Origin of the sequence: Chitinophaga sp. 22620, assembly GCF_052044405.1 — a bacterium.
Lineage (GTDB): Bacteria > Bacteroidota > Bacteroidia > Chitinophagales > Chitinophagaceae > Chitinophaga.
Window position 1 is genome coordinate 929527 of sequence record NZ_JBQEMV010000003.1, and the last position, 18530, is coordinate 948056.

The 18530-nt window shown below is 53.6% G+C and carries 13 protein-coding genes; 7 read left to right on the forward strand and 6 right to left on the reverse strand.

All coding sequences use genetic code 11. The annotated features are described in order from the left end of the window. The 4 genes from ACTJIK_RS19220 to ACTJIK_RS19235 form a co-directional block, all read right to left on the reverse strand. Complete coding sequence (locus ACTJIK_RS19220) at window positions 1-3381, reverse strand: TonB-dependent receptor domain-containing protein (protein WP_440649094.1); 3381 nt, start codon at window positions 3379-3381, stop codon at window positions 1-3. 175 nt (window positions 3382-3556) lie between these two features. Beyond that, window positions 3557-4600: a FecR family protein gene (locus tag ACTJIK_RS19225; RefSeq protein WP_440649096.1), complete on the reverse strand. Its 1044-nt coding sequence runs from the start codon at window positions 4598-4600 to the stop codon at window positions 3557-3559. 145 nt (window positions 4601-4745) lie between these two features. Further along, window positions 4746-5282: an RNA polymerase sigma-70 factor gene (locus tag ACTJIK_RS19230; protein WP_440649098.1), complete on the reverse strand. Its 537-nt coding sequence runs from the start codon at window positions 5280-5282 to the stop codon at window positions 4746-4748. Between the two features lie 398 nt (window positions 5283-5680). After that, window positions 5681-7513: a glycoside hydrolase family 2 protein gene (locus ACTJIK_RS19235; RefSeq protein WP_440649100.1), complete on the reverse strand. Its 1833-nt coding sequence runs from the start codon at window positions 7511-7513 to the stop codon at window positions 5681-5683. Between the two features lie 94 nt (window positions 7514-7607). On the opposite strand from ACTJIK_RS19235, the gene ACTJIK_RS19240 reads away from it, so the two are divergent. The 3 genes from ACTJIK_RS19240 (at window position 7608) to ACTJIK_RS19250 (ending at window position 9377) form a co-directional block, all read left to right on the forward strand. After that, entirely contained in the window at window positions 7608-8294 is a 687-nt protein-coding gene (locus ACTJIK_RS19240) for a 3-keto-disaccharide hydrolase (RefSeq protein WP_440649102.1), read from the forward strand. Between the two features lie 88 nt (window positions 8295-8382). Beyond that, window positions 8383-8859, forward strand: a complete 477-nt coding sequence (locus ACTJIK_RS19245; protein ID WP_440649104.1) for an RNA polymerase sigma factor — start codon at window positions 8383-8385, stop codon at window positions 8857-8859. Beyond that, window positions 8847-9377: a hypothetical protein gene (locus tag ACTJIK_RS19250; protein WP_440649106.1), complete on the forward strand. Its 531-nt coding sequence runs from the start codon at window positions 8847-8849 to the stop codon at window positions 9375-9377. Before ACTJIK_RS19245 ends, ACTJIK_RS19250 begins: the two co-directional genes overlap by 13 nt. A 503-nt stretch (window positions 9378-9880) precedes the next feature. Here the strand turns inward: ACTJIK_RS19250 and ACTJIK_RS19255 are convergent. Then, complete coding sequence (locus tag ACTJIK_RS19255) at window positions 9881-10336, reverse strand: YhcH/YjgK/YiaL family protein (RefSeq protein WP_440649108.1); 456 nt, start codon at window positions 10334-10336, stop codon at window positions 9881-9883. Window positions 10337-10417: 81 nt separating this feature from the next. Further along, window positions 10418-11302, reverse strand: coding sequence for an AraC family transcriptional regulator (locus ACTJIK_RS19260; RefSeq protein WP_440649110.1), 885 nt, complete (start codon window positions 11300-11302; stop codon window positions 10418-10420). A gap of 182 nt (window positions 11303-11484) precedes the next feature. Here ACTJIK_RS19260 and ACTJIK_RS19265 point away from each other — a divergent pair, with 182 nt between their 5' ends. From ACTJIK_RS19265 to ACTJIK_RS19280, 4 genes are read left to right on the forward strand one after another with little or no spacing between them, the layout of a single operon-like run. After that, window positions 11485-14604, forward strand: a complete 3120-nt coding sequence (locus ACTJIK_RS19265; protein WP_440649112.1) for a SusC/RagA family TonB-linked outer membrane protein — start codon at window positions 11485-11487, stop codon at window positions 14602-14604. A gap of 19 nt (window positions 14605-14623) precedes the next feature. Beyond that, window positions 14624-16201, forward strand: a complete 1578-nt coding sequence (locus tag ACTJIK_RS19270; protein WP_440649114.1) for a RagB/SusD family nutrient uptake outer membrane protein — start codon at window positions 14624-14626, stop codon at window positions 16199-16201. A 10-nt stretch (window positions 16202-16211) separates the two neighbouring features. Continuing rightward, on the forward strand, window positions 16212-17828 hold the full coding sequence (locus ACTJIK_RS19275; protein ID WP_440649116.1) for a glycoside hydrolase: 1617 nt from the start codon (window positions 16212-16214) through the stop codon (window positions 17826-17828). Window positions 17829-17837: 9 nt separating this feature from the next. Further along, a complete protein-coding gene (locus ACTJIK_RS19280; RefSeq protein ID WP_440649118.1) occupies window positions 17838-18524 on the forward strand; it encodes an SGNH/GDSL hydrolase family protein in 687 nt (228 codons plus the stop codon). Window positions 18525-18530 lie beyond the last annotated feature (6 nt).

Below are 18530 nucleotides of genomic sequence, written 5' to 3' on the forward strand. Positions count from 1 at the left end.
TCATAAAGAATAGGAAAGGGTTACGATAAATAACCTGCCTGGTTTGTACTCCCTGGAAATATTATCTCCCTGCTGGATACTTTTACCGGGACCAAACTCAGGGTTCGGATCCGGATGAGGATGCTGGGGCTCGTATTTATTGCTGTAGTTGTAATCTTCAGCAAACCTGACAGGCTCGTCCAGTAAATTCTGGATACTGAACTTTAACTGCAGGCTCCTGACTATTCTTTGCGTAACGGACACATCCAGCAGATGCCGTTGCAGCTGCAGGATGCTGCTCCTGTACCCGCTGCCGCCCGCAACAAATGAATTGTATTCATAAGCCCTTCCTACCGCGTAAATGCTGGTTCCGGAAATATTATACACGGCGCTTACTTTCGTTCCCGATGCGGCATTGTCGTAATACAAACCGGCATTGACGATATAAGGCGCCTGTCCCTGCAAGGCCCTGTCCGACGTGGTGGGCACCACTAGAGCACCGAGGGTGGTATCGTTTTGGGTATTGCTCTTCATTAAAGAGACGCTCCCGATCACGCTGAAAGACCGGAACAAACTGCCAGGAATAAAATCAAGCTTTTTCCTTACTTCCAGCTCAAGCCCCTGGATAGTAGCGGAAGTAGCGTTCTGGAAAGACATGGACGGTATAATGCTGATCAGCCTGTTAGAAGAATTCACGCGTTCGATGGGATTGAGCAGCTTTTTATAGAACACGCCCACGCTGATCGCCTCTCCCTTTGAACCTTTTGCAGGATAATATTCAAATCGCAGATCGTAGTTATCAGCCGTGGCGGATTTCAGCGCGGGATTACCTTCTATCACCACATTGTTTTCAAAGTCCACTTCCTGGTAAGGCGCCGCTTCCCTGAATTCGTAACGGTTCAGCGTTTTCCCGTAAGCCGCCCTGAAAACAAAGCTTTCCCCGGGGCGCCAGGACGCATTGATGGAAGGCAGCCAGTTGCTGGTAGGGTTATCGATCAATATCGGGATATTGAGATCGCCCGCTCTTCCCGGCGGAATGGCCGCGCCGATCTTCTGCCTGTTGTATTCGAAACGAAGACCACCATACACTTCAAACAGCCTGTTGGCTGGCATGAATTGAAACGATACATACCCGCTGTTATTCTGTTCGGTACCGGTATAAACATCGCTGCCCGAGGTGCGGTCATATACTCTTAAACCCTGGTAATCATCGCGAAAATATTCCCTGCTCCACACCTTATCCAGGTCCTGCTCCCGGAAACGTACAAGGCCTGGATCTATATACCAGTTCTCACCGGGATGTACGTAGTAGTTATCGGGGTCGGTAACATCGCCTTCCATCACCGTATACACCCTTCTCGCCAGCTTCCGTTCCTTCCACTGATGAAATGTTCCCACCCTGAAATGAAGCCAGGGGCTTGCCTTGTAGGTGTAATCCAGGGAGCCGTTGTATACGCCTTCCTGGTTGCGTATCCACATCCGGGAAATCATACCCATTTTAACGGGTACTTCATCAGGATTATCAAAATTATAGATATGCCCCCGTGCCCTCCATTGCAGGCTGGTGTCGCCAACGGCAAACCGGGACGAAGGAGCGGTGAGCCGTATCACTTTCTGGTCGGGCGTTTCCTGCTTGCTGAAAATATACCCCGCATTCCATTGAAGGTTATGCCTGCTGTTTTTGAGCACATGCCTGCCGCCTACGTTGCCCGCATACAAAAAACGCTGGCTGAAGGACAGGATGTTGTCTTTTTTGTAAGAGGCATTTACCCCGTCAAATCCCCAGCTTGGCTGGCTTATCCTGACAATGGCGGATTTCTGCCCTTGCTGCAGCAGGAAATTTTTAAAGGTAATGGAACTGCTGTCGCTCAGGCGGTAGGTAAAGTTCTGCAAAAGGTTCAGCTGCGCTGTTTGTATATTATTATCGTCATTACTGATCTTGTCCGTTGTTCCCCAGGCGTATTCTTTAATGCCGTTCTGCTGGTACACGTCCGATTGCAGCATATCATTCTTATAGCTTAACGAGCTGAGAATGGATAAATTTCTGCCGGCGACCTTAAAAGAGTTGTAATAGTTGGCGGTAACCTGGATATTCGGTAATGCCCTTTGTGATTGATAAGTAAGCACATTATTAAAAGCACGGGCATATTGACCGGGCGTCAGCTTTGCCTGGTCAAGACTTCCGTAGCCGGGTACAGCCGCAGGCAGCTTGCGGGTTCCGTCGTCGAAGCCCAGCCAGTCGGTTTTGCCGCCCTGGTAGGTCAGGAACGGCGAAAAGGTGGTATTCGGTCGATAGGATGTCTGGAATTCGATATCAAAATGTTTTACATTCTTCGCATCCTTTGTATATATCTTCACAACCCCGCCGGTGGCGTCCGCCTGGTTTTCGGGGGAAGGCGATTTATAGACCAGTATCTTGTCGATGATCCGGCTCGGTATCAGGTCCAGCGCAAAAGCGCGGCTGTATACTTCTGTGCTGGGAGCAACGTTATCGTTGAGATAAGTGAGGTTATAGCGCTGGTTCATACCGCGCACCACCACGAACTTATCATCCATCACCGTGATGCCTGAAATGCGCTGCACCACTTCCGCAGCGTTACGGTCGGCGCTCATGCTGATCTGCTGCGAGGAAATACCGCTTACTACCGACCGGGCGCCTTTGATCTCCGTTATCAAGGCCTTTTCGGTAGTGTGGGTAACGTTGGTTACTTTTCTGCCGGCGGAACTCACTACCACCTCGCCTAAAGTACTGCCGCTTCCCACCTGCATCCGCACATCGAAGGTCTGATCGCCTTTCATCCTGACCAGTTCATTAAAAGGCGAATAACCGGTATAGGTAACCGACAGCACATATTCGCCGGCCCTGATGCCACTCAGCCTGTAATAGCCTTTTTCGTCACTGATAGCCGCTTTGCCGCTCCCTTCCAGCTTTACCGTTGCACCCGGCATGGGAACGGTGGTCTCAAAATCCACTACGCGGCCTTTAATATCCCCGGATTCCTGCCCGGCGCCTGCGTTTGGGACAGGCTGTCTGCTCACCGGTTTTTCGCTGATCATCACATGCCCGTCTTCCCACACGTATTGCAGGTTCGTACCCTTCAACACCATTTCAGTGGCTTTTTTAACGGGCATGTCCTTTTCGGTATGGGTAATTTTCAGGGCGGCATATTTGTTGATATCCTGGTCGTAGATAAAGCGGACGCCGCTTTGTTTTTGTATTTCAGCTAAAGCTTCCTTCAGCGATGCGCCTTTGAGATCAAGGCTTACCTTGCCGTTCTGGAAATCCTGGCCCTGGGCCCGGAATGAAAAAAAGAAAGTGAAAATGAAAAGGATGTACGCCGGAGATGACGTTTTTCGTGTTACAAATCGCCGGAAGCGAAGTAGTTGTACTACTTTTTGCATATGTTTGTAAGAATTACGGATTATTTATTTTTTAGGTAATTCGCCCCCGCTCCCTGTATTACAGGGATATGGGGATGTTGGCATTTAGCCGCCCTGATCGTCAAATCGTACGGCTTCTTGTTTTTTAGCGGTCTGTTACCAGCAGGCCGCTATTCATTTTTATAATGTTCTCAGTCTATTGTTGTGTATCTCCCGTTTGATATAAATGAAAAGTAGAATCGCCCTGCGCTTCACAGCGGAATTTCCCCAGGATGCTCAGCATCTTCAGGACCTTTTCCACCGGCTCTGTGGCCGCAAACGCGCCGCTCACCCTATAGCCCGCTGTTTCGGGGTCTTTGCAAATGACGGTAACACCGAAGCGCCGTTGCAGTTCGTGCGCCACGAGGCCTAAAGGCTGTTCATCAAATACCAGCTCGCCCGATCTCCACTGCTCCAGCCCGCCAACGTCCACTTTGCCGGTACTGGCTTTTGTGGTTGCCCGGTCGTAGCTGACTTTGAGGCCGGGCGTGAGGATGGCCAGTTCGCGCTGCTCTTTTCCCTGCTGTGCGCTGACGCCCACCTTCCCGGTAACAACCGCCACTTCCAATGGTTCGCCCTCAAAAGCGGACACTTTGAAGGATGTTCCCAATACCCGCGTTTGTACTTCACCGGTATGGATAATGAACGGATGCGCCTCATCCTGTTTCACATCGAAGAATGCCGCTCCCTGCAACTTCACGTCACGGCCCGATTGCGGATAGTCTTCGGGATAGCTGAGCGTACTGCCGGCAGCGAGATATACGCTGGTGCTGTCCGGCAGTATATACTGAACGGGAATGCCCCGCAGGTTTTCCTTTTTGATATAGGCAATGGCCTGGCCGGGGAAGATCGTATGCCTGATCTGCCATGCCCCGATGCCGCCCGCAAAGAGAATACCGGCCCATACCGCTGCGATCCGCAGGAAACGCAGCCTCCTCACCGGGCGGCTTTCATTGTTTTCCGCGGATAAGATCCGTTCCTGCACCTGTTTTTTCCAATCCTGTACTTTATGATCCAGGTTGCCTTCGTCAGTGCCGGGCGAAGTGTATAATCCAGCCTGTATGTCCTGTTCTTCCATCATCTCCTGCATGGCGGCCTGCCCTTCCGGCGTATCCAGCAACGCCTTTACCTGCTGCTGCTCGTGGCCGGTGCATTGTCCATCCAGGAATTTTCTTAATAATTTCCGCTGTTCGGTATCCATATTAGTATTGCCGTTCTACTTATATAAACAGGGGAAAAGGCAGGTGACCACCTATGAGACTGAAATTTTTTTTCTAATCGGGAAAGTGGCCGCAAAGCCAATGGGGAAGCAGGGTAAATAAAAGCGCGGGGGACGCTCCGGATGTTTACCGGACAAAAAAGAAGAATAAAAGTGAAATCAGGGGTTGATATTCCTTCGTATGCTCACGCATGGTGCTCAATGCCGATACCATATAGTTTTCCACGGTATTGACCGAAAGGTTCATCTGCTGCGCGATCTCCGCGTAGCTCAGGTTCTCTTCCCGGCTCAGCTTAAATACCTTCAGGCGCTGGGGGCTTAGCTTATCCAGTTTCGACCGGTAAACGGTATCCATATCCTTTAAAATAATGCTGTAATCTGCCTGACGACTTTCCACCAGCTTATTTTCTTCCAGCATATCTATGGAATTTGTTGCGGGAATGTTTTTTTGCAGGTAGTTGATGATGCGGTTGCGCATGGCTTGCATCAGGTATGCCCTGACGTTGTCGCCCGCATCCGGTTGCAGGTGTCCGCGTTTCTGCCATAGGTTGAAGAGCAGATCCATGACCAGCTCTTCCGCATCCATGGCGTTCTTCACGTAACCGGCGGCCTGCCTGTATAACAGCTTCGCATAACGGTCAAACAACTCATTATAAGCCCGCATGTTATCTTGACGACAACATTGCCACAATTCGATATCAGATGCCTGCTTATAATCCATAGGTATAACTTATACCACTGCAAAATTGCCTGTTTAAATATTATTGCGGTATTAAGTTTTTATAAACAAAACAATACAGCCTGGCATTTTTTTAACACCATCAATAGAAATGAAACTATAAAGATTATTCCTTAAACGATTTTTTCTGCGGGCGGGTTAGCATTGTGCATTTTGCTTAAAGTCGCGGATTGGATCCCAGGCGGTTTTTCAAAGGGTATAAGTGAAAAATCCTTCAATGCATTGCTCTCAATGTCTTTATTATAATTGCAGGCCTTCAGACTGAAGCCCCTTTCTCTACCTGAAATAAAAAGGGGAAGCAATGCTTCCCCTTCGAAAAATCTTTATGGCATCTTCACCAGCCCAGCGTTATAGAGCTTCTCATGCACCCGGCTGAAAGACTCCACGGGGTTCTTGAACACCTTCCGGTCGTAGGTCATCAGCCCGTTCGTTTCCACTTCCACATCGGTGGTCTGGGTGTAAACGGCTGCGGAAAGCCCTTGTTTGATCAGGTTTTCCAGCTTGATCATATAATCCCCGTAGCGGGTGAACAGTTCCTGCGCGGTCTTGAAGGTCTGGTAGCCCCAGTTGTCCTTCTGCTGCCACACGTGCCCGTCCACCGGCAGGCCCAGCCCGCCGAATTCGCCCAGCACGATCGCCTGGTCGGTTTTGCCGTAGATCTCGGGGTCCGGCATCACGGGATCGGGATAGTTATGCAGGTCTATGATATGGCCGGTATGCACAAAGTTGCCGCCGCTGGCGCTGTTCACCAGGCGGGAAGGGTCTTTTTTCATGGTCCATTCGGTGATCTCTTTTGTTTTGAACTGGCCCCAGGCTTCGTTGAAGGGCACCCAAACAACAATGGAAGGCACGTTATGCAGCGCGTCCATGATCAGGTTCCATTCTTCGCGGTAGCTGCGTTCGGATTCCGCGCTGCGGTTCTGCTCCGTGCCGCGGCCGATAATGCCGGGGCGCGGCTCCCAGCGGTTGCCGAGGTCGCCGCTGGGCATGTCCTGCCAAACCAGCACGCCCAGCTTGTCGCAATGATAATACCAGCGGGCTGGTTCCACCTTGATATGTTTGCGGATCATGTTGAAGCCCATGGCTTTGGTCTTCTCGACGTCAAATTTCAGGGCCTCGTCTGTAGGCGCGGTATACAGCCCGTCGGGCCACCAGCCCTGGTCCAGCGGACCATACTGGAAAAGGAATTTATTGTTGAGCAGCATCCGCTGGATGCCCATCGCGTCTTTTCCCATGGAGCTTTTGCGCATCGCGAAATAGCTCTGCACTTCGTCTACCGCTTTGCCTTTCCGCACGATGCTCATTTTAAGGTCATACAGGAAAGGATTGGAAGGGCTCCATAATTCCGGGTTGCCGATCTTCAAAACGGCTGTAGCGCCGGGTTCTGCTTCTGTTTCAGCTACTTTCTCCCCGCCTTTCCAGGCGCTGAGCAATACTTTATCGCCGGGCGCGGGGTTCACCACGGTGGTGGCCACGGTAAGCGTTTGTGCGTCTATATCGGGTGTTTGTTTTACGGCTGAAAGATAAGTGCCGGGCACGGTTTCGAGCCAAACGGTTTGCCAGATGCCGGTCACGGGCGTATACCAGATGCCTTCGGGCTTGCGTACCTGCTTGCCGCGGGGCTGCGGGCCTTCGTCCGTCGGGTCCCACACCTTTACGGTCAGTTCCTGTTTTTTACCTTTTTTGAGATGCGGGGTGATATCGAAAGAGAACGGATCGAAGCCGCCGCGGTGGCTGCCTGCCAGCTGGCCGTTCACATATACATCGGCCTGCCAGTCTACCGCCCCGAAATGCAGCAGCGTTTTGCGGCCTTTGGCGTCGGCGGGCAGCTCGAAGCTCTGCCGGTACCACAACAGCTGGTCTTTCCCGACTGTTTTGCCCACCCCTGAAAGGGAGGACTCAATCGCAAAGGGCACCAGTATCTTTCCCTGCCATGCCGCCGGGGCGGTGGCATCGCGGGGCGTGAGCGCATAGTTCCATAAACCGTTCAGGTTCTTCCAGCTGCTGCGTACGAACTGCGGGCGCGGGTATTCCGCCAGCACTTTTTCTGTGTTCAGCTGTTCCGCCCAGGGCGTGCTGATCTTTCCCGGTACGGGCTTCCATTCCTGCGCATTCGCAACGGAGGCTGCGAATAACAAAATAAATAATTGCTTCATAGACGTTTTAATATGATAATACTGTGTACATTTTAATATAAACATGGCCTTCCGGGGCAAACAAAATAGAAATAAAATTTTATATCTTTCATACATGAAAACATTTGTCTTTTCCGCTATGCTGCTGTGCAGCGCCACGTTATGTTCTGCGCAGGGCCGCAGCCTCTTCAACGGCAAGGACCTTACCGGCTGGCATGTGGATGTGCCCGCGATGGATAAGGATACCGGCGCCATCAATCCCTTCATCGTACGCAACGGCATGCTGGTGAGCCTGGGCAAGCCCGGCGGCCACCTCATCACGGATGCATCATACCACGACTACCGCTTCGAAGCCCAATACCGCTTTGCAGGCAAGCCCGGCAACTGCGGCGTGCTGGTGCATGCCACCACCCCCCGCGTGCTCTACGGCATGTTCCCCAAATCGCTGGAAGTGCAGATGATGCATCAGAACGCCGGCGATTTCTGGTGCATCGGGGAAGATGTAACGGTGGACAGTATGGAGGTATACCGCGGCCCGAAAGAAAAATGGGGCGTGGTAGACGGCACCACCCGCCGCGTAAGGAACCGGACAGACAATTCTGAAAAGCCGCTCGGCGAATGGAACACCATGGTGATAGAATGCCTGGGGAACAAGATCATGGTGTGGGTGAACGGCGACCTGGTGAACAGCGGCTACAATATCACCACTTCCCAGGGAAGCATCGCCGTACAGGCGGAAGGCTCTGAAGTAGAGTTCCGGAAGCTGGAGCTGACCCCGATCACACAGTTTACCGCTAAATAGAAAAATGTCCCGGCCAGGCCGGGACATTTTTTTTGCATACCATGTAAGTTTTCCCCTTTTCCCGCAACTAACCGGGAAACGAATACTGATGATCATGGACGAAAGGGAATTTCTGCAACAGCTGGCTGAGCACGAAGGCATTCTCTTCAAAATATGCCGCCTTTACAGGGATACGCCCGAAGACCGGGAAGACCTGTTCCAGGAGATCGTATACCAGCTGTGGAAAAGCCTTCCCGGCTACGAGGCCCGATCGAAATTTTCCACCTGGATCTATAAGATCGCATTGAGCACCGCCCTGGTTCACTTCAGGCGCAGGCGGCCGGCCATTGTGTATATGCCTGCCCTGCCCGAAACGCCCGCGCAAACAGAAGAAAACAGGCTGCTGGAGCTGCTCGCCCCGCTGGATGCGGCGGATAAGGCACTGATGGCCCTCTACCTGGAAGACCTGAGCTATGCCGAAATAGCCGAGATCACCGGTATCACCGAAAACAATGTTGGCGTGCGCCTGAACAGGATCCGCGCCAGGATCAAAAAACATGTAAACTCAACGTCATGGAAGAATTAAAAGCCGCCTGGCAAAACATGGGCGCGGGACATAAAAGCCCTGAAGACCTGAAACATTACCTCCGCAAGCTGCCCGTGCGCCGCAGCGTGCTGTTCCAGATGATCCTGGAAACCGTTCTGTTCCCGCTCTTCCTCATTTTTTATTACGATGCATTCGACGGCCACAAAAAACCCTTGTACCTGAACCTGTTGCTGGCCGGGGCGGTGGGCTTCGTGATACTCCACAACCTTACAGGCATTGTGCAGGCGGTGAATGTACTGAAAGGGAAACACCTGCGGGATGTGCTTTCCAGGTATGCTTCCCGGCTAAAGGTGTTCGCCGCCATTTCTGTGGCCAGCCGGCTGGGCATGTACATCTGCCTGCTGCTGTTCTTCACTTACGCCATAGAGCTGAACACTTTCAAAGTATGGGTACTGACCGGCGCGGCGCTCGTTTTTATCGGCCAGATGCTGCTGCTGGTAAGGATATGGCTCAAAAGGATAGAGGCCGCCGACCCGGACCGCTTTGCCGGGGAATAAAAAACCTTCCTGTGAATACAGGAAGGCACACGCCGGAACTTGCCGGTCTGAAAATGTCAATGTATGCATACACCCGGAAATATTAATAAATGGAGAGTAATTATCAGATCATTCGGTATCCCGGTGTAACGGCCATGCATAAACGTGTTTGGCGGAAAGAGCCTCTTGCAGGCGTCAAAAAGAATAGCTTGTTTGTTAATAAGGTGATATCCTGAGCTATGGAGAAGTGATCTGAGTCCCGAATATACTGCAATAAACATGTATTCCGGCGTTAAACGCTTGTTAAGTAATGCAAGCGGGCGGAGTAACGAAGCAAAGGTTATCCGTCATTGCGAGGAGCAGCAGCGCCAAAGCGGGTGGGGCGACGAAACAATCTTTTGCATTGAATTGAGATGATACAATATTAATAGATCGCTTCGTCGCGCCTCCCGCATAAAATCTCCCGCCGCTCCTCGCAATGACGGGCTTTTGCAATGACGGGGGGGGGGGCCGGTGACGGGCTTTTAATTCACGCTTACCTTCATCACCACTTTCTTCACCTGCTCAGGCCCGTCGGCCCGCAGGTTGGGCATATGGAGGTCTGTAGGAAAAAAAATAGCGAAGTACCCCGCTTCGAGGCGGGAGAAAAAAGAAGGCCTTTCCGCAAACAGCATGTAGTCCGACGCTTCGTCGTAAGCCTTGCTGGGTTTCTTTTCCAGCATAAAATCGTGCCCGATCAGCTCTTTCCCTTTATGGATATACTGCACGTCAATATATTTTTTGTGCGATTCCATCTGCTCCCCTGCCGGATCGATGGTTTCGTATTCATTTACGATGGCGATGATGTCCGTTCCATCCACTTCATATTTCCCCTTTTCCAGCCTGGAAAAGTCCGTTTGGGCCAGGTACTCGAAGGTTTTAACGAATTTGGGCCCAAGACCATAGTAGAGCGCCGCATTATCCAGTGTATCAATAATCATATTAAAAAATTAATCGGCGAGAAATATACGGAGAATTTGATATCTCAGGGCGAAAACATTCTCCGGGGCCTTTCTGTTTTTTCATGAACCGCGTCTTGCGCGGTAGTGATTGGGGCTTACGCCCATGAGCTTGTTGAACATGCGGGAGAAATAATACGGGTCCGCCATCCCCAGCTTATACGCGATCTCTTTTACCCGCATATCCGTGAAGATCAGGTACTGGCAGGCCTTCTGTATCTTAAGGTGATTAAAATACTCCATCGGCGAAAACCCTGTGCGCTTGCGGAAAATATAGGAATAATGCGAAGCGGAAAGGTTCACCGCCTGCGCCAGCCCCTGTAATGTAAGCGCCTGCGCCAGCTGTTCCTGCATATAGCTGATAGACAGCTCCACGGCGTCTTTCCGGCGGTTCTTTTCTGAAAGGCTGAACTGGTCGTCGTACAGGAAAGATGAGAGGAAATGCCAGAGGCACATGTTTGCATAACAAAGATTATCGCTCCCGTACCCTCTTTCAAGGCTTGCATACATATCCTCGAACAGCGCGATCCGCTTCTGCTGGAAGGTGATGCTGCCCATATGCCCGCCATGCCTGCGCATCATTGTTTCCGTGATCTCTTTGGCCATCGGGCCTTTGAAGTGCGTCCAGTAAATGGTCCAGGAATCGCTTTCATCAGCGGCATAGTTGTGCGCGCTGCCGGCGGGAATGATCACGAAAGAATCCGGCTGCAGCAGGTATTTTTTCTTCCCGATCTGCGCCTGCCCTTTGCCTTCGCGGCAATAGATGAGGATATGCTGGTCTATACCATGCAGGCGCTGCCGGAAATGGTACCGCGCTTTCGGATAATAACCGATATCCGTGATATAGACCCCGCCGATCACGGGATCGCCCGCGCAGCCTTCCGTCACGATCTTCCTCGGCAGTATGACGGCGCGCTGGCCTTCGAAACCTTCTTTTTTGCGGATCATACCCAAATGTAATAAATAATAAAAAAATCCATTCAACTCCGCTACAGATCAAAGTTACCTGTATGTCACACACATCAGACCGTAAGATAATCCATCATATCCGTAATTATGACTATTGAACCGGCGGCCGGGAAGTACAATATTTGTAACAATTCTTTCCACGGCGTTAAAAACGTAATGTTATGAAAAAACGACTACTGCTCTTATGGGCGTTCCTCCTATGCCTGTACCAGCTTTCTTTTTCACAGGGCTCCCCCGTTACCGGTAAAATTTCCGGGGCAGACGGGTCCCCGCTTCCCAACGTATCAGTACAGGTGAAAGGCACTTCAACCGGCGCCATCACCAACGCACAGGGCGTATTTTCCCTGCAGGCCGGCTCCGACGCCGTTCTTCTTATTTCCTCCATCGGCTTCCTGCCGCAGGAAGTGGCTTTAAAAGGCCGCTCATTCATTGCATTAACCCTCGAAACGGACAACAAAACACTGAACGACGTAGTGGTGATCGGCTACCAGAGCACCGCACGCAAAAATGTGACCACTTCCATCTCCTCCGTTTCCTCGAAAGATATTGAACCATACACTACCGGCACCGTAGCCACCGCCATCCAGGGCAAGCTGGCCGGCGTGCAGATCATGGCGGCAGACGGCAGCGTGGGTTCCCAGCCCCGCATCCTCGTGCGCGGGCTGAGCAGCATCACCGGCAACACCAATCCCCTCGTGATCGTGGACGGGATGGAAGTCGGTTACAATTTCATGAATACGATCAACCCGCTGGACATCCAGAGCATCGACGTATTGAAAGACGCATCCGCGGCCTCCATCTACGGCGCGCGTTCAGGCCAGGGCGTTATCCTCATCACCACCAAAAAGGGACGGGGCGCGCCTGCCATCAATTTTTCCGCCACCTACGGCATCACACAATCGCCCAACGTAAAGCTGGCCGGTGCGCAGGAATACGCCGGGCTTATGAACCAGATCGCCACCAAAAGCGGCGCGCCCCTGCCTTTCCCGGATCCGAACAGTCTCAGCAACACCAATTACTGGGATGAGACCTTCGGCCAGGGCAACCGCCAGAACTACAACCTGAGCATCGCCGGCGGCAGCAACGGCCTTTCCGTATTCGGCAGCCTCGGCTATTACTCCGAAGATTCGTACGCCGGCAAAGAAGCCGGCCAGTGGAAAAAGATCACGGGCAGGCTGAACGTGGACTGGGAAGTGAATAAAGTGATAAAGACCGGCATCAACATCGCGCCGCGTTACGAGAACTATCCTTTTGCGCCGCTGAACCTTACCTGGGGCGCCTTTGCGATGGACCCAACCATGGCCCCCTTCCGCAGCGAAGCGGATGTGATGGGCTCCCTGCCGCCGCTCAACGGCGTATTCGCCGATTTTATGACGGCGTTCAATCCCTATTACAGCACCCCGGGCAGGTCGCTTTTTAACGGGCTGATCAACCCGGCATTCAGCAAACGCACCAACTTCGATAAAAGAGAATACTTCGGCGGGCAGTTCAGCACTTACCTGGAGATCAAACCGATGAAAGGCCTCGTGCTCAAATCCGTGCTGGATGCGACCGCCAACTTCGGGCAGCTGAACAACTACACCCCGAAATATTATTTCGCGCCCAATAACTACAACGCCAAGTCTGCCGTGTCGTCCAACACCAACCAGAACAGCCGCGTGAAGATCACTAACACGATCGACTATACGCTGCCGCTGCCCGAAGCGCATGCGGTGAACGTGCTGCTGGGCCACAGCTACGACAGCTATTCCGTGAAAGGCACTACCGCCGCGCGTGAGAATGTTCCGTTCGATGCCGAGCCTTACCGTTACATCACATCCGGCAACCTCGTAACCGGCAACGGCGGCTCTTACCAGCCCGGGGCCGCGCCTTTCGGAAAAATGCTTTCCTTCTTCGGATCGCTGCGTTACAACTATAAAGAAAAATATTATCTCACCGGCACCATGCGCGCGGACGCGTCCAGCCTGGTGAACCCGCTCTACCGCTGGGGTTATTTCCCCTCCGTGTCCGGCGCATGGATCGTATCGCAGGAAAGTTTCTTTGACCCGCTGAAAGACCATGTGAGCTTCCTGAAACTCAGGGCCAGCTGGGGCAAAAGCGGCGGTAACCTGCCCGGCAGCGTGGGCGAGTATATGTCTTACGTGAACATGACCACCTACGTGGACGCCAACGGTAATGTGATCAACGGCTACGCGCCCAGCTCCATCAGCAACCCCGAGCTGAAATGGGAAATACAGCAGGACTTTACCGTAGGCCTCGACGCCGCCCTGTTCAACGACCGGCTGAATATTTCCGTGGACCGTTACACCCGCAACCCGAAAAGCCTGCTGCTGCCCGTTCGCGTAGACTTCGCCCTCGGTTACCCGCAGGGTTATATCGCCACGCAGTACGCCAACGTCGGCGAAATGACCACCAAAGGCTGGGATGTGGCGATCGGCTATAAAGACAATATCAGCCGCAAGCTGAGCTATGGCGTGAACCTTACGCTCACCCAGTTCAAGAGCGAAGTGAATTACCTCTCCAGTTCCGACCCGATCCTCGGCGGGGAGAACAACGAAGTGATCAGCACCTTCCGCTCCCGCACCACAGTGGGCCATGCGCCCGGCTCCTGGTGGGGATATACCGTAGACGGCGTGTTCCAGACGGATGAAGAAGCCAGCGGATACGTGAATAAGAACGGCGAAAGATTGCAGCCCCAGGCCATCGCGGGCGACCTCAAGTTCCGCGACTTCAATGGCGACGGCAAGATCGACAACAGCGACATGTCCGACCTCGGCTCCCCTTATCCCAGGTTCTCCGCCGGCCTGGCTATCACCCTCGCTTACGGCAACTTCGATTTCAGGACAGAGCTGTACGGCGTATTCGGCCAGCAGAATTTCAACCAGTACCGCAGGAATATGATCGCGGGCAGCAATTACAATTTCATCTCAGGCTTCCAGGACCAGTACTGGAACGGCCCGGGCACGAGCAACAGCTTCCCCGAGCTGCGCAAAACCGATCTGAACGGCAACTTCACGAAGATGTCCACCTTCTTCCTCGAAAAAGGAACCTTCGTAAGGGCCAACCTGATGCAGCTGGGTTATAAAATTCCCAACGGGCTCATCAAAGGCGTTAAGAACCTGCGTATCTACGCCTCCGCCCAGAACCTGTTCACCATCAGCAATTATTCAGGCCTGAACCCGGACATCCCATGGTATTCCACCGTTTCCTACGCCGGCATGGACAATTACCAGATGGTGCCGCCGCGCGTGTATACGTTCGGGTTAAACCTTGCTTTATAAACTCATTCAATCCATGCACATGAAACATCTTTTTCCATATATACTCGGCGGCGCAATGCTGGTTACGGCGGCGGGCTGCAACAAGCTGGACCAGGCGCCGTACGGATCCGCCATCGTGAGCGGCCAGTACTATACCAGCCTGGAACAATGCAATACATCCACCATGGTGGCCTACCGCTACATCAACTACAGCTCCTGGTGGGAAATACTCAACTGGCGTTACCTCGCCGGCGAGGCCGCTTCAGACAACGGCTGGGTGGGCAATACCTACCAGTCGCACGCCACCTACGACGCCGTGGCCCACTTCACCCTCGACGCAGGCAACGACCGCAACGAAGCCCAATGGGTGGACCTCTATAAAAGCATCGGCCGCTTCAACAGCACCATTGCCGGCATCACCGGCGCGCCCATCCCCGAGGCCAGCAAGAAGCAGTTCATTGCCGAGCTGAAATTCCTGCGCGCCTGGTGTTACTTCGACCTGATCCGTAACTGGGGCCCCGTGCCGCTGGTACTGGAGATCTACCCGCCGAACACCCACCTGCCGCGCTCTTCCGTGCAGGACGTATACAACCAGATCGAAAAAGACCTGGACGAATGCATCGCCACGCTGCCCAAAAAAAGCGCATACCCGCAGGCAGACCGCTTCCGCGCCTCACGCGGCGCCGCGCTTACCCTGCTGGCCAAGGCAAGCCTGTATATGGAAAACTGGCCAAAGGCCGAATCGCTGGCGAAGATGGTGATAGACGAAGGCGATTACAACCTGGAAGCACAGTTCTCCACCCTCTGGCAATACACTTACAGGAACGGCGTGGAATCCATTTTCGAGATACAGAACGGTTCCTCGCAGGTGCCCGCGCTGCCTAACAACGACTTCCAGAAGGTACTGAACTCGCCGGGAGACGCGGGCTGGGGATATTACTCCGTTTCCAGCGACCTGGAGAACGCTTACAAATCAGAAGGCGACAGCATCCGCCTGCAATGGACCATCAACCGCCACGGCCTGCCCGTAGCCGGCGATCCCAACACGCCCTCTTTCGACGGGCGGCCTTTCCCCGCATCCAGCCACTCCAAATCAGCCCGTTACAGCCGCAAACATTATACGCCCAAGGCAGAACGCCCGGCCAACGGACTTTCCAGCCTCAACGATAAAATACTCCGATTCGCGGACGTGCTGCTCATCCACGCCGAGGCCTGCGCCATGCAGCAGAAAACGGGCGAGGCGCTGGGCTCGCTCAAACGCGTGCGCGACAGGGTGAACCTTACAACGGATATGTCGCTCACCGGCTGGAACCTCATCAATGCCGTGCGGAAAGAACGCAGGCTTGAAATGGCCTACGAAGGCGACCGCCTCTACGATATCCGCCGCTGGAAAGACCAGAGCGGCAAGCCCGTGATCAGCAGCATCATGGGACCGCAGGGTAGCTTCGTGATCTACAACACCCAGGTGAGCACCGATCCTTTCGAAACAAAGAACACCACCGAAGCGCAAAACAAAGGTTTCAACTTCAAAGAGAACACGCATATGCGCTGGCCCATCCCGGCCAACCAGCTGCTGCTCTCCGAAGGCGCCATACAACAAAACCCCGGTTATTTCTAAACAGACACGGATGAAAACAATTTCGATCATAAGTTTCGCTTTCCTCGCGGCCTTCTGCGGCAAAAGTTCCGCCCCGGGCCCGGACCCCGGCGGTTCCTCCTGCATCTACCTGGGCACAGATACCTGTAAGCAAAAGGCCGTACAGAAAGTGACCATACAGCTGCAAAGCACCAAACAGACCATCCACAGCTTCGGCGCCTCCGACTGCTGGACCACCAAGTACATCGGCGCCTGGGCCAACACTGCAAAGAAGGACCAGGTAGCGGATTACCTCTTCAGCATGGACACCGCTGCGGACGGCTCTCCCAAGGGCATCGGCCTGTCCCTCTGGCGTTTCAACATCGGCGCGGGCAGCCGCGAGCAGGGCGCCGCCAGCAACATTGCCGACGAATGGAGAAGGGAAGAATGTTTCCTGAATGCCGACGGCTCGTACAACTGGAGCAAACAGCAGGGCGCACAATGGTTTTTGCAGGCGGCCAAACAGCGCGGCGTGAAATACACCCTTGGTTTCTCCCTCTCCGCGCCGGTTCATTTTTCGCTGAACGGCAAAGCCTTCAATGGCTCCGGCGGCACGATGATGAATATACAGGCCGGTAAAATGGACGCTTATGCAGACTTCCTGGCCAACGTCACCAAACATTTCAACTTCGATTACCTGAGCCCCGTAAACGAGCCCCAATGGGCCTGGGGCACCGCCAGCGGCGCAAACCAGGAAGGCACGCAGGCCACCAACGACCAGGTGGCCGAGCTTAGCAGGCTTACCGCGCAAAAGCTGGCCGGCGCCAATTCCCGCATCGTGGTGGGCGAGGCCGGCACGCTCGAATTCCTGTACGGCAAGAATACCGACAACCGGGGGGACCAGATCAACCAGTTCTTCTCCCCTTCCGCACCATACTACCTTGGCGATTTGCCCAACGTGGCAAAGATCATTTCAGGGCACAGCTACTTCACCACCTGCCCGGACAATACGCTTATAAACACCCGCACACAGCTGCTGAGCAAAGCCCGGCAAGTGGACGCGGATCTTGAACTGTGGCAGACCGAATTTGGAATCCTCGGTGATATCTGCGGTCAGTACAACGGTTCGCCCCGCAACACCGGCATTGAATACGGGCTGTATGTGGCAAAGGTTTTGCATCACGACCTCGTGATCGCAGGCGTTAGTTCGTGGCAGTGGTGGCTGGCTGTGAGTCCTTACAACTACAGCGACGCCCTGGTATACATCAACGATCCCGCCGGGCAGATGAACGTGGGCAATTGCAAAACAGACGGCATCGTGCTGGACTCCAAACAGCTCTGGGCTTTCGGTAACTTCGCCAGGTTCATCAGGCCGGGCATGAAAAGAGTGGAAACCAGCGTGGAAGGCAACAACGACCCGATCGTTGCGGCCAGTACGCTGATGATCTCCGCCTACAAGAACGAAACCGGCAAAAAGCTGGTGGTGGTGATGGTGAACCCGGAGAACAAGGAAAAATACGTGCAGCTCAGCGGCGTGACCATCAGCGGCAACAAGCTGGACCAATATACGACGGACGCAACCAGCAATTGCAGGCGCACCACCGCGGATGCAGGCAGGATCGTGATCCCCGGCAAATCCATCGTAACCGTAAGCGGCCAATACCCATAACCGAAGCGCATGAAAAAACAGTTCCTGACAGCACTCTTTATTATTTTCAACATAACCGCCCTGCATGCGCAGGACACCTCGTTCCTGCGGCAGGTGCGGTCTGAACTGCGGAAGGCCTGGCCCAATAACCGCGCCATCAATCTCGTGTTCCATGGCCATTCCGTGCCGGCGGGCTACTTTGCCACGCCGGTGGTGAACACCCTCCAGGCCTATCCGCAACAGGTATTGCAAGGCCTCAAACAAAAATACCCGAACGCCGTGGTGAACGTGATCGTAACCGCCATCGGCGGGGAAAATTCGGAGAAAGGCGCGGCGCGTTTCAGCAGCACCGTACTGATCCACAAACCGGACGTGCTGTTCATAGACTACGCGCTGAACGACCGCGCCATAGGCCTTGAAAAAGCCCGTGCCGCTACGGAGCAGATGATCCGCGAAGCGCAGGCGCAGCAGATACCGGTGATACTTTTAACGCCTTCGCCGGATATTTCCACCGGGTGGAAAGCGGCGGACAGCCCGCTGCGCCAGCTCCGCGACCAGATCGTGTCGCTCGCGGCGCAATACAAAACAGGATTGGCCGACAGCTACGGCATATTCCTCCAGCAGGCGGACGTGAAGCCGCTGATGGCGCAGAGCAACCATCCGAACGAAAAGGGTCACCGCCTGATTGCGGAAGGAATATTACATTGGTTCTTATAAAACGTA

What these genes read in the sequence shown, in the direction of transcription:
- ACTJIK_RS19220 (WP_440649094.1), bottom strand. Translation starts at nt 3,381, where the DNA reads ATGCAAAAAGTAGTACAACTACTTCGCTTCCGGCGATTTGTAACACGA.
- ACTJIK_RS19225 (WP_440649096.1), bottom strand. Translation starts at nt 4,600, where the DNA reads ATGGATACCGAACAGCGGAAATTATTAAGAAAATTCCTGGATGGACAA.
- ACTJIK_RS19230 (WP_440649098.1), bottom strand. Translation starts at nt 5,282, where the DNA reads ATGCGGGCTTATAATGAGTTGTTTGACCGTTATGCGAAGCTGTTATAC.
- ACTJIK_RS19235 (WP_440649100.1), bottom strand. Translation starts at nt 7,513, where the DNA reads ATGAAGCAATTATTTATTTTGTTATTCGCAGCCTCCGTTGCGAATGCG.
- ACTJIK_RS19240 (WP_440649102.1), top strand. Translation starts at nt 7,608, where the DNA reads ATGAAAACATTTGTCTTTTCCGCTATGCTGCTGTGCAGCGCCACGTTA.
- ACTJIK_RS19245 (WP_440649104.1), top strand. Translation starts at nt 8,383, where the DNA reads ATGATCATGGACGAAAGGGAATTTCTGCAACAGCTGGCTGAGCACGAA.
- ACTJIK_RS19250 (WP_440649106.1), top strand. Translation starts at nt 8,847, where the DNA reads ATGGAAGAATTAAAAGCCGCCTGGCAAAACATGGGCGCGGGACATAAA.
- ACTJIK_RS19255 (WP_440649108.1), bottom strand. Translation starts at nt 10,336, where the DNA reads ATGATTATTGATACACTGGATAATGCGGCGCTCTACTATGGTCTTGGG.
- ACTJIK_RS19260 (WP_440649110.1), bottom strand. Translation starts at nt 11,302, where the DNA reads ATGATCCGCAAAAAAGAAGGTTTCGAAGGCCAGCGCGCCGTCATACTG.
- ACTJIK_RS19265 (WP_440649112.1), top strand. Translation starts at nt 11,485, where the DNA reads ATGAAAAAACGACTACTGCTCTTATGGGCGTTCCTCCTATGCCTGTAC.
- ACTJIK_RS19270 (WP_440649114.1), top strand. Translation starts at nt 14,624, where the DNA reads ATGAAACATCTTTTTCCATATATACTCGGCGGCGCAATGCTGGTTACG.
- ACTJIK_RS19275 (WP_440649116.1), top strand. Translation starts at nt 16,212, where the DNA reads ATGAAAACAATTTCGATCATAAGTTTCGCTTTCCTCGCGGCCTTCTGC.
- ACTJIK_RS19280 (WP_440649118.1), top strand. Translation starts at nt 17,838, where the DNA reads ATGAAAAAACAGTTCCTGACAGCACTCTTTATTATTTTCAACATAACC.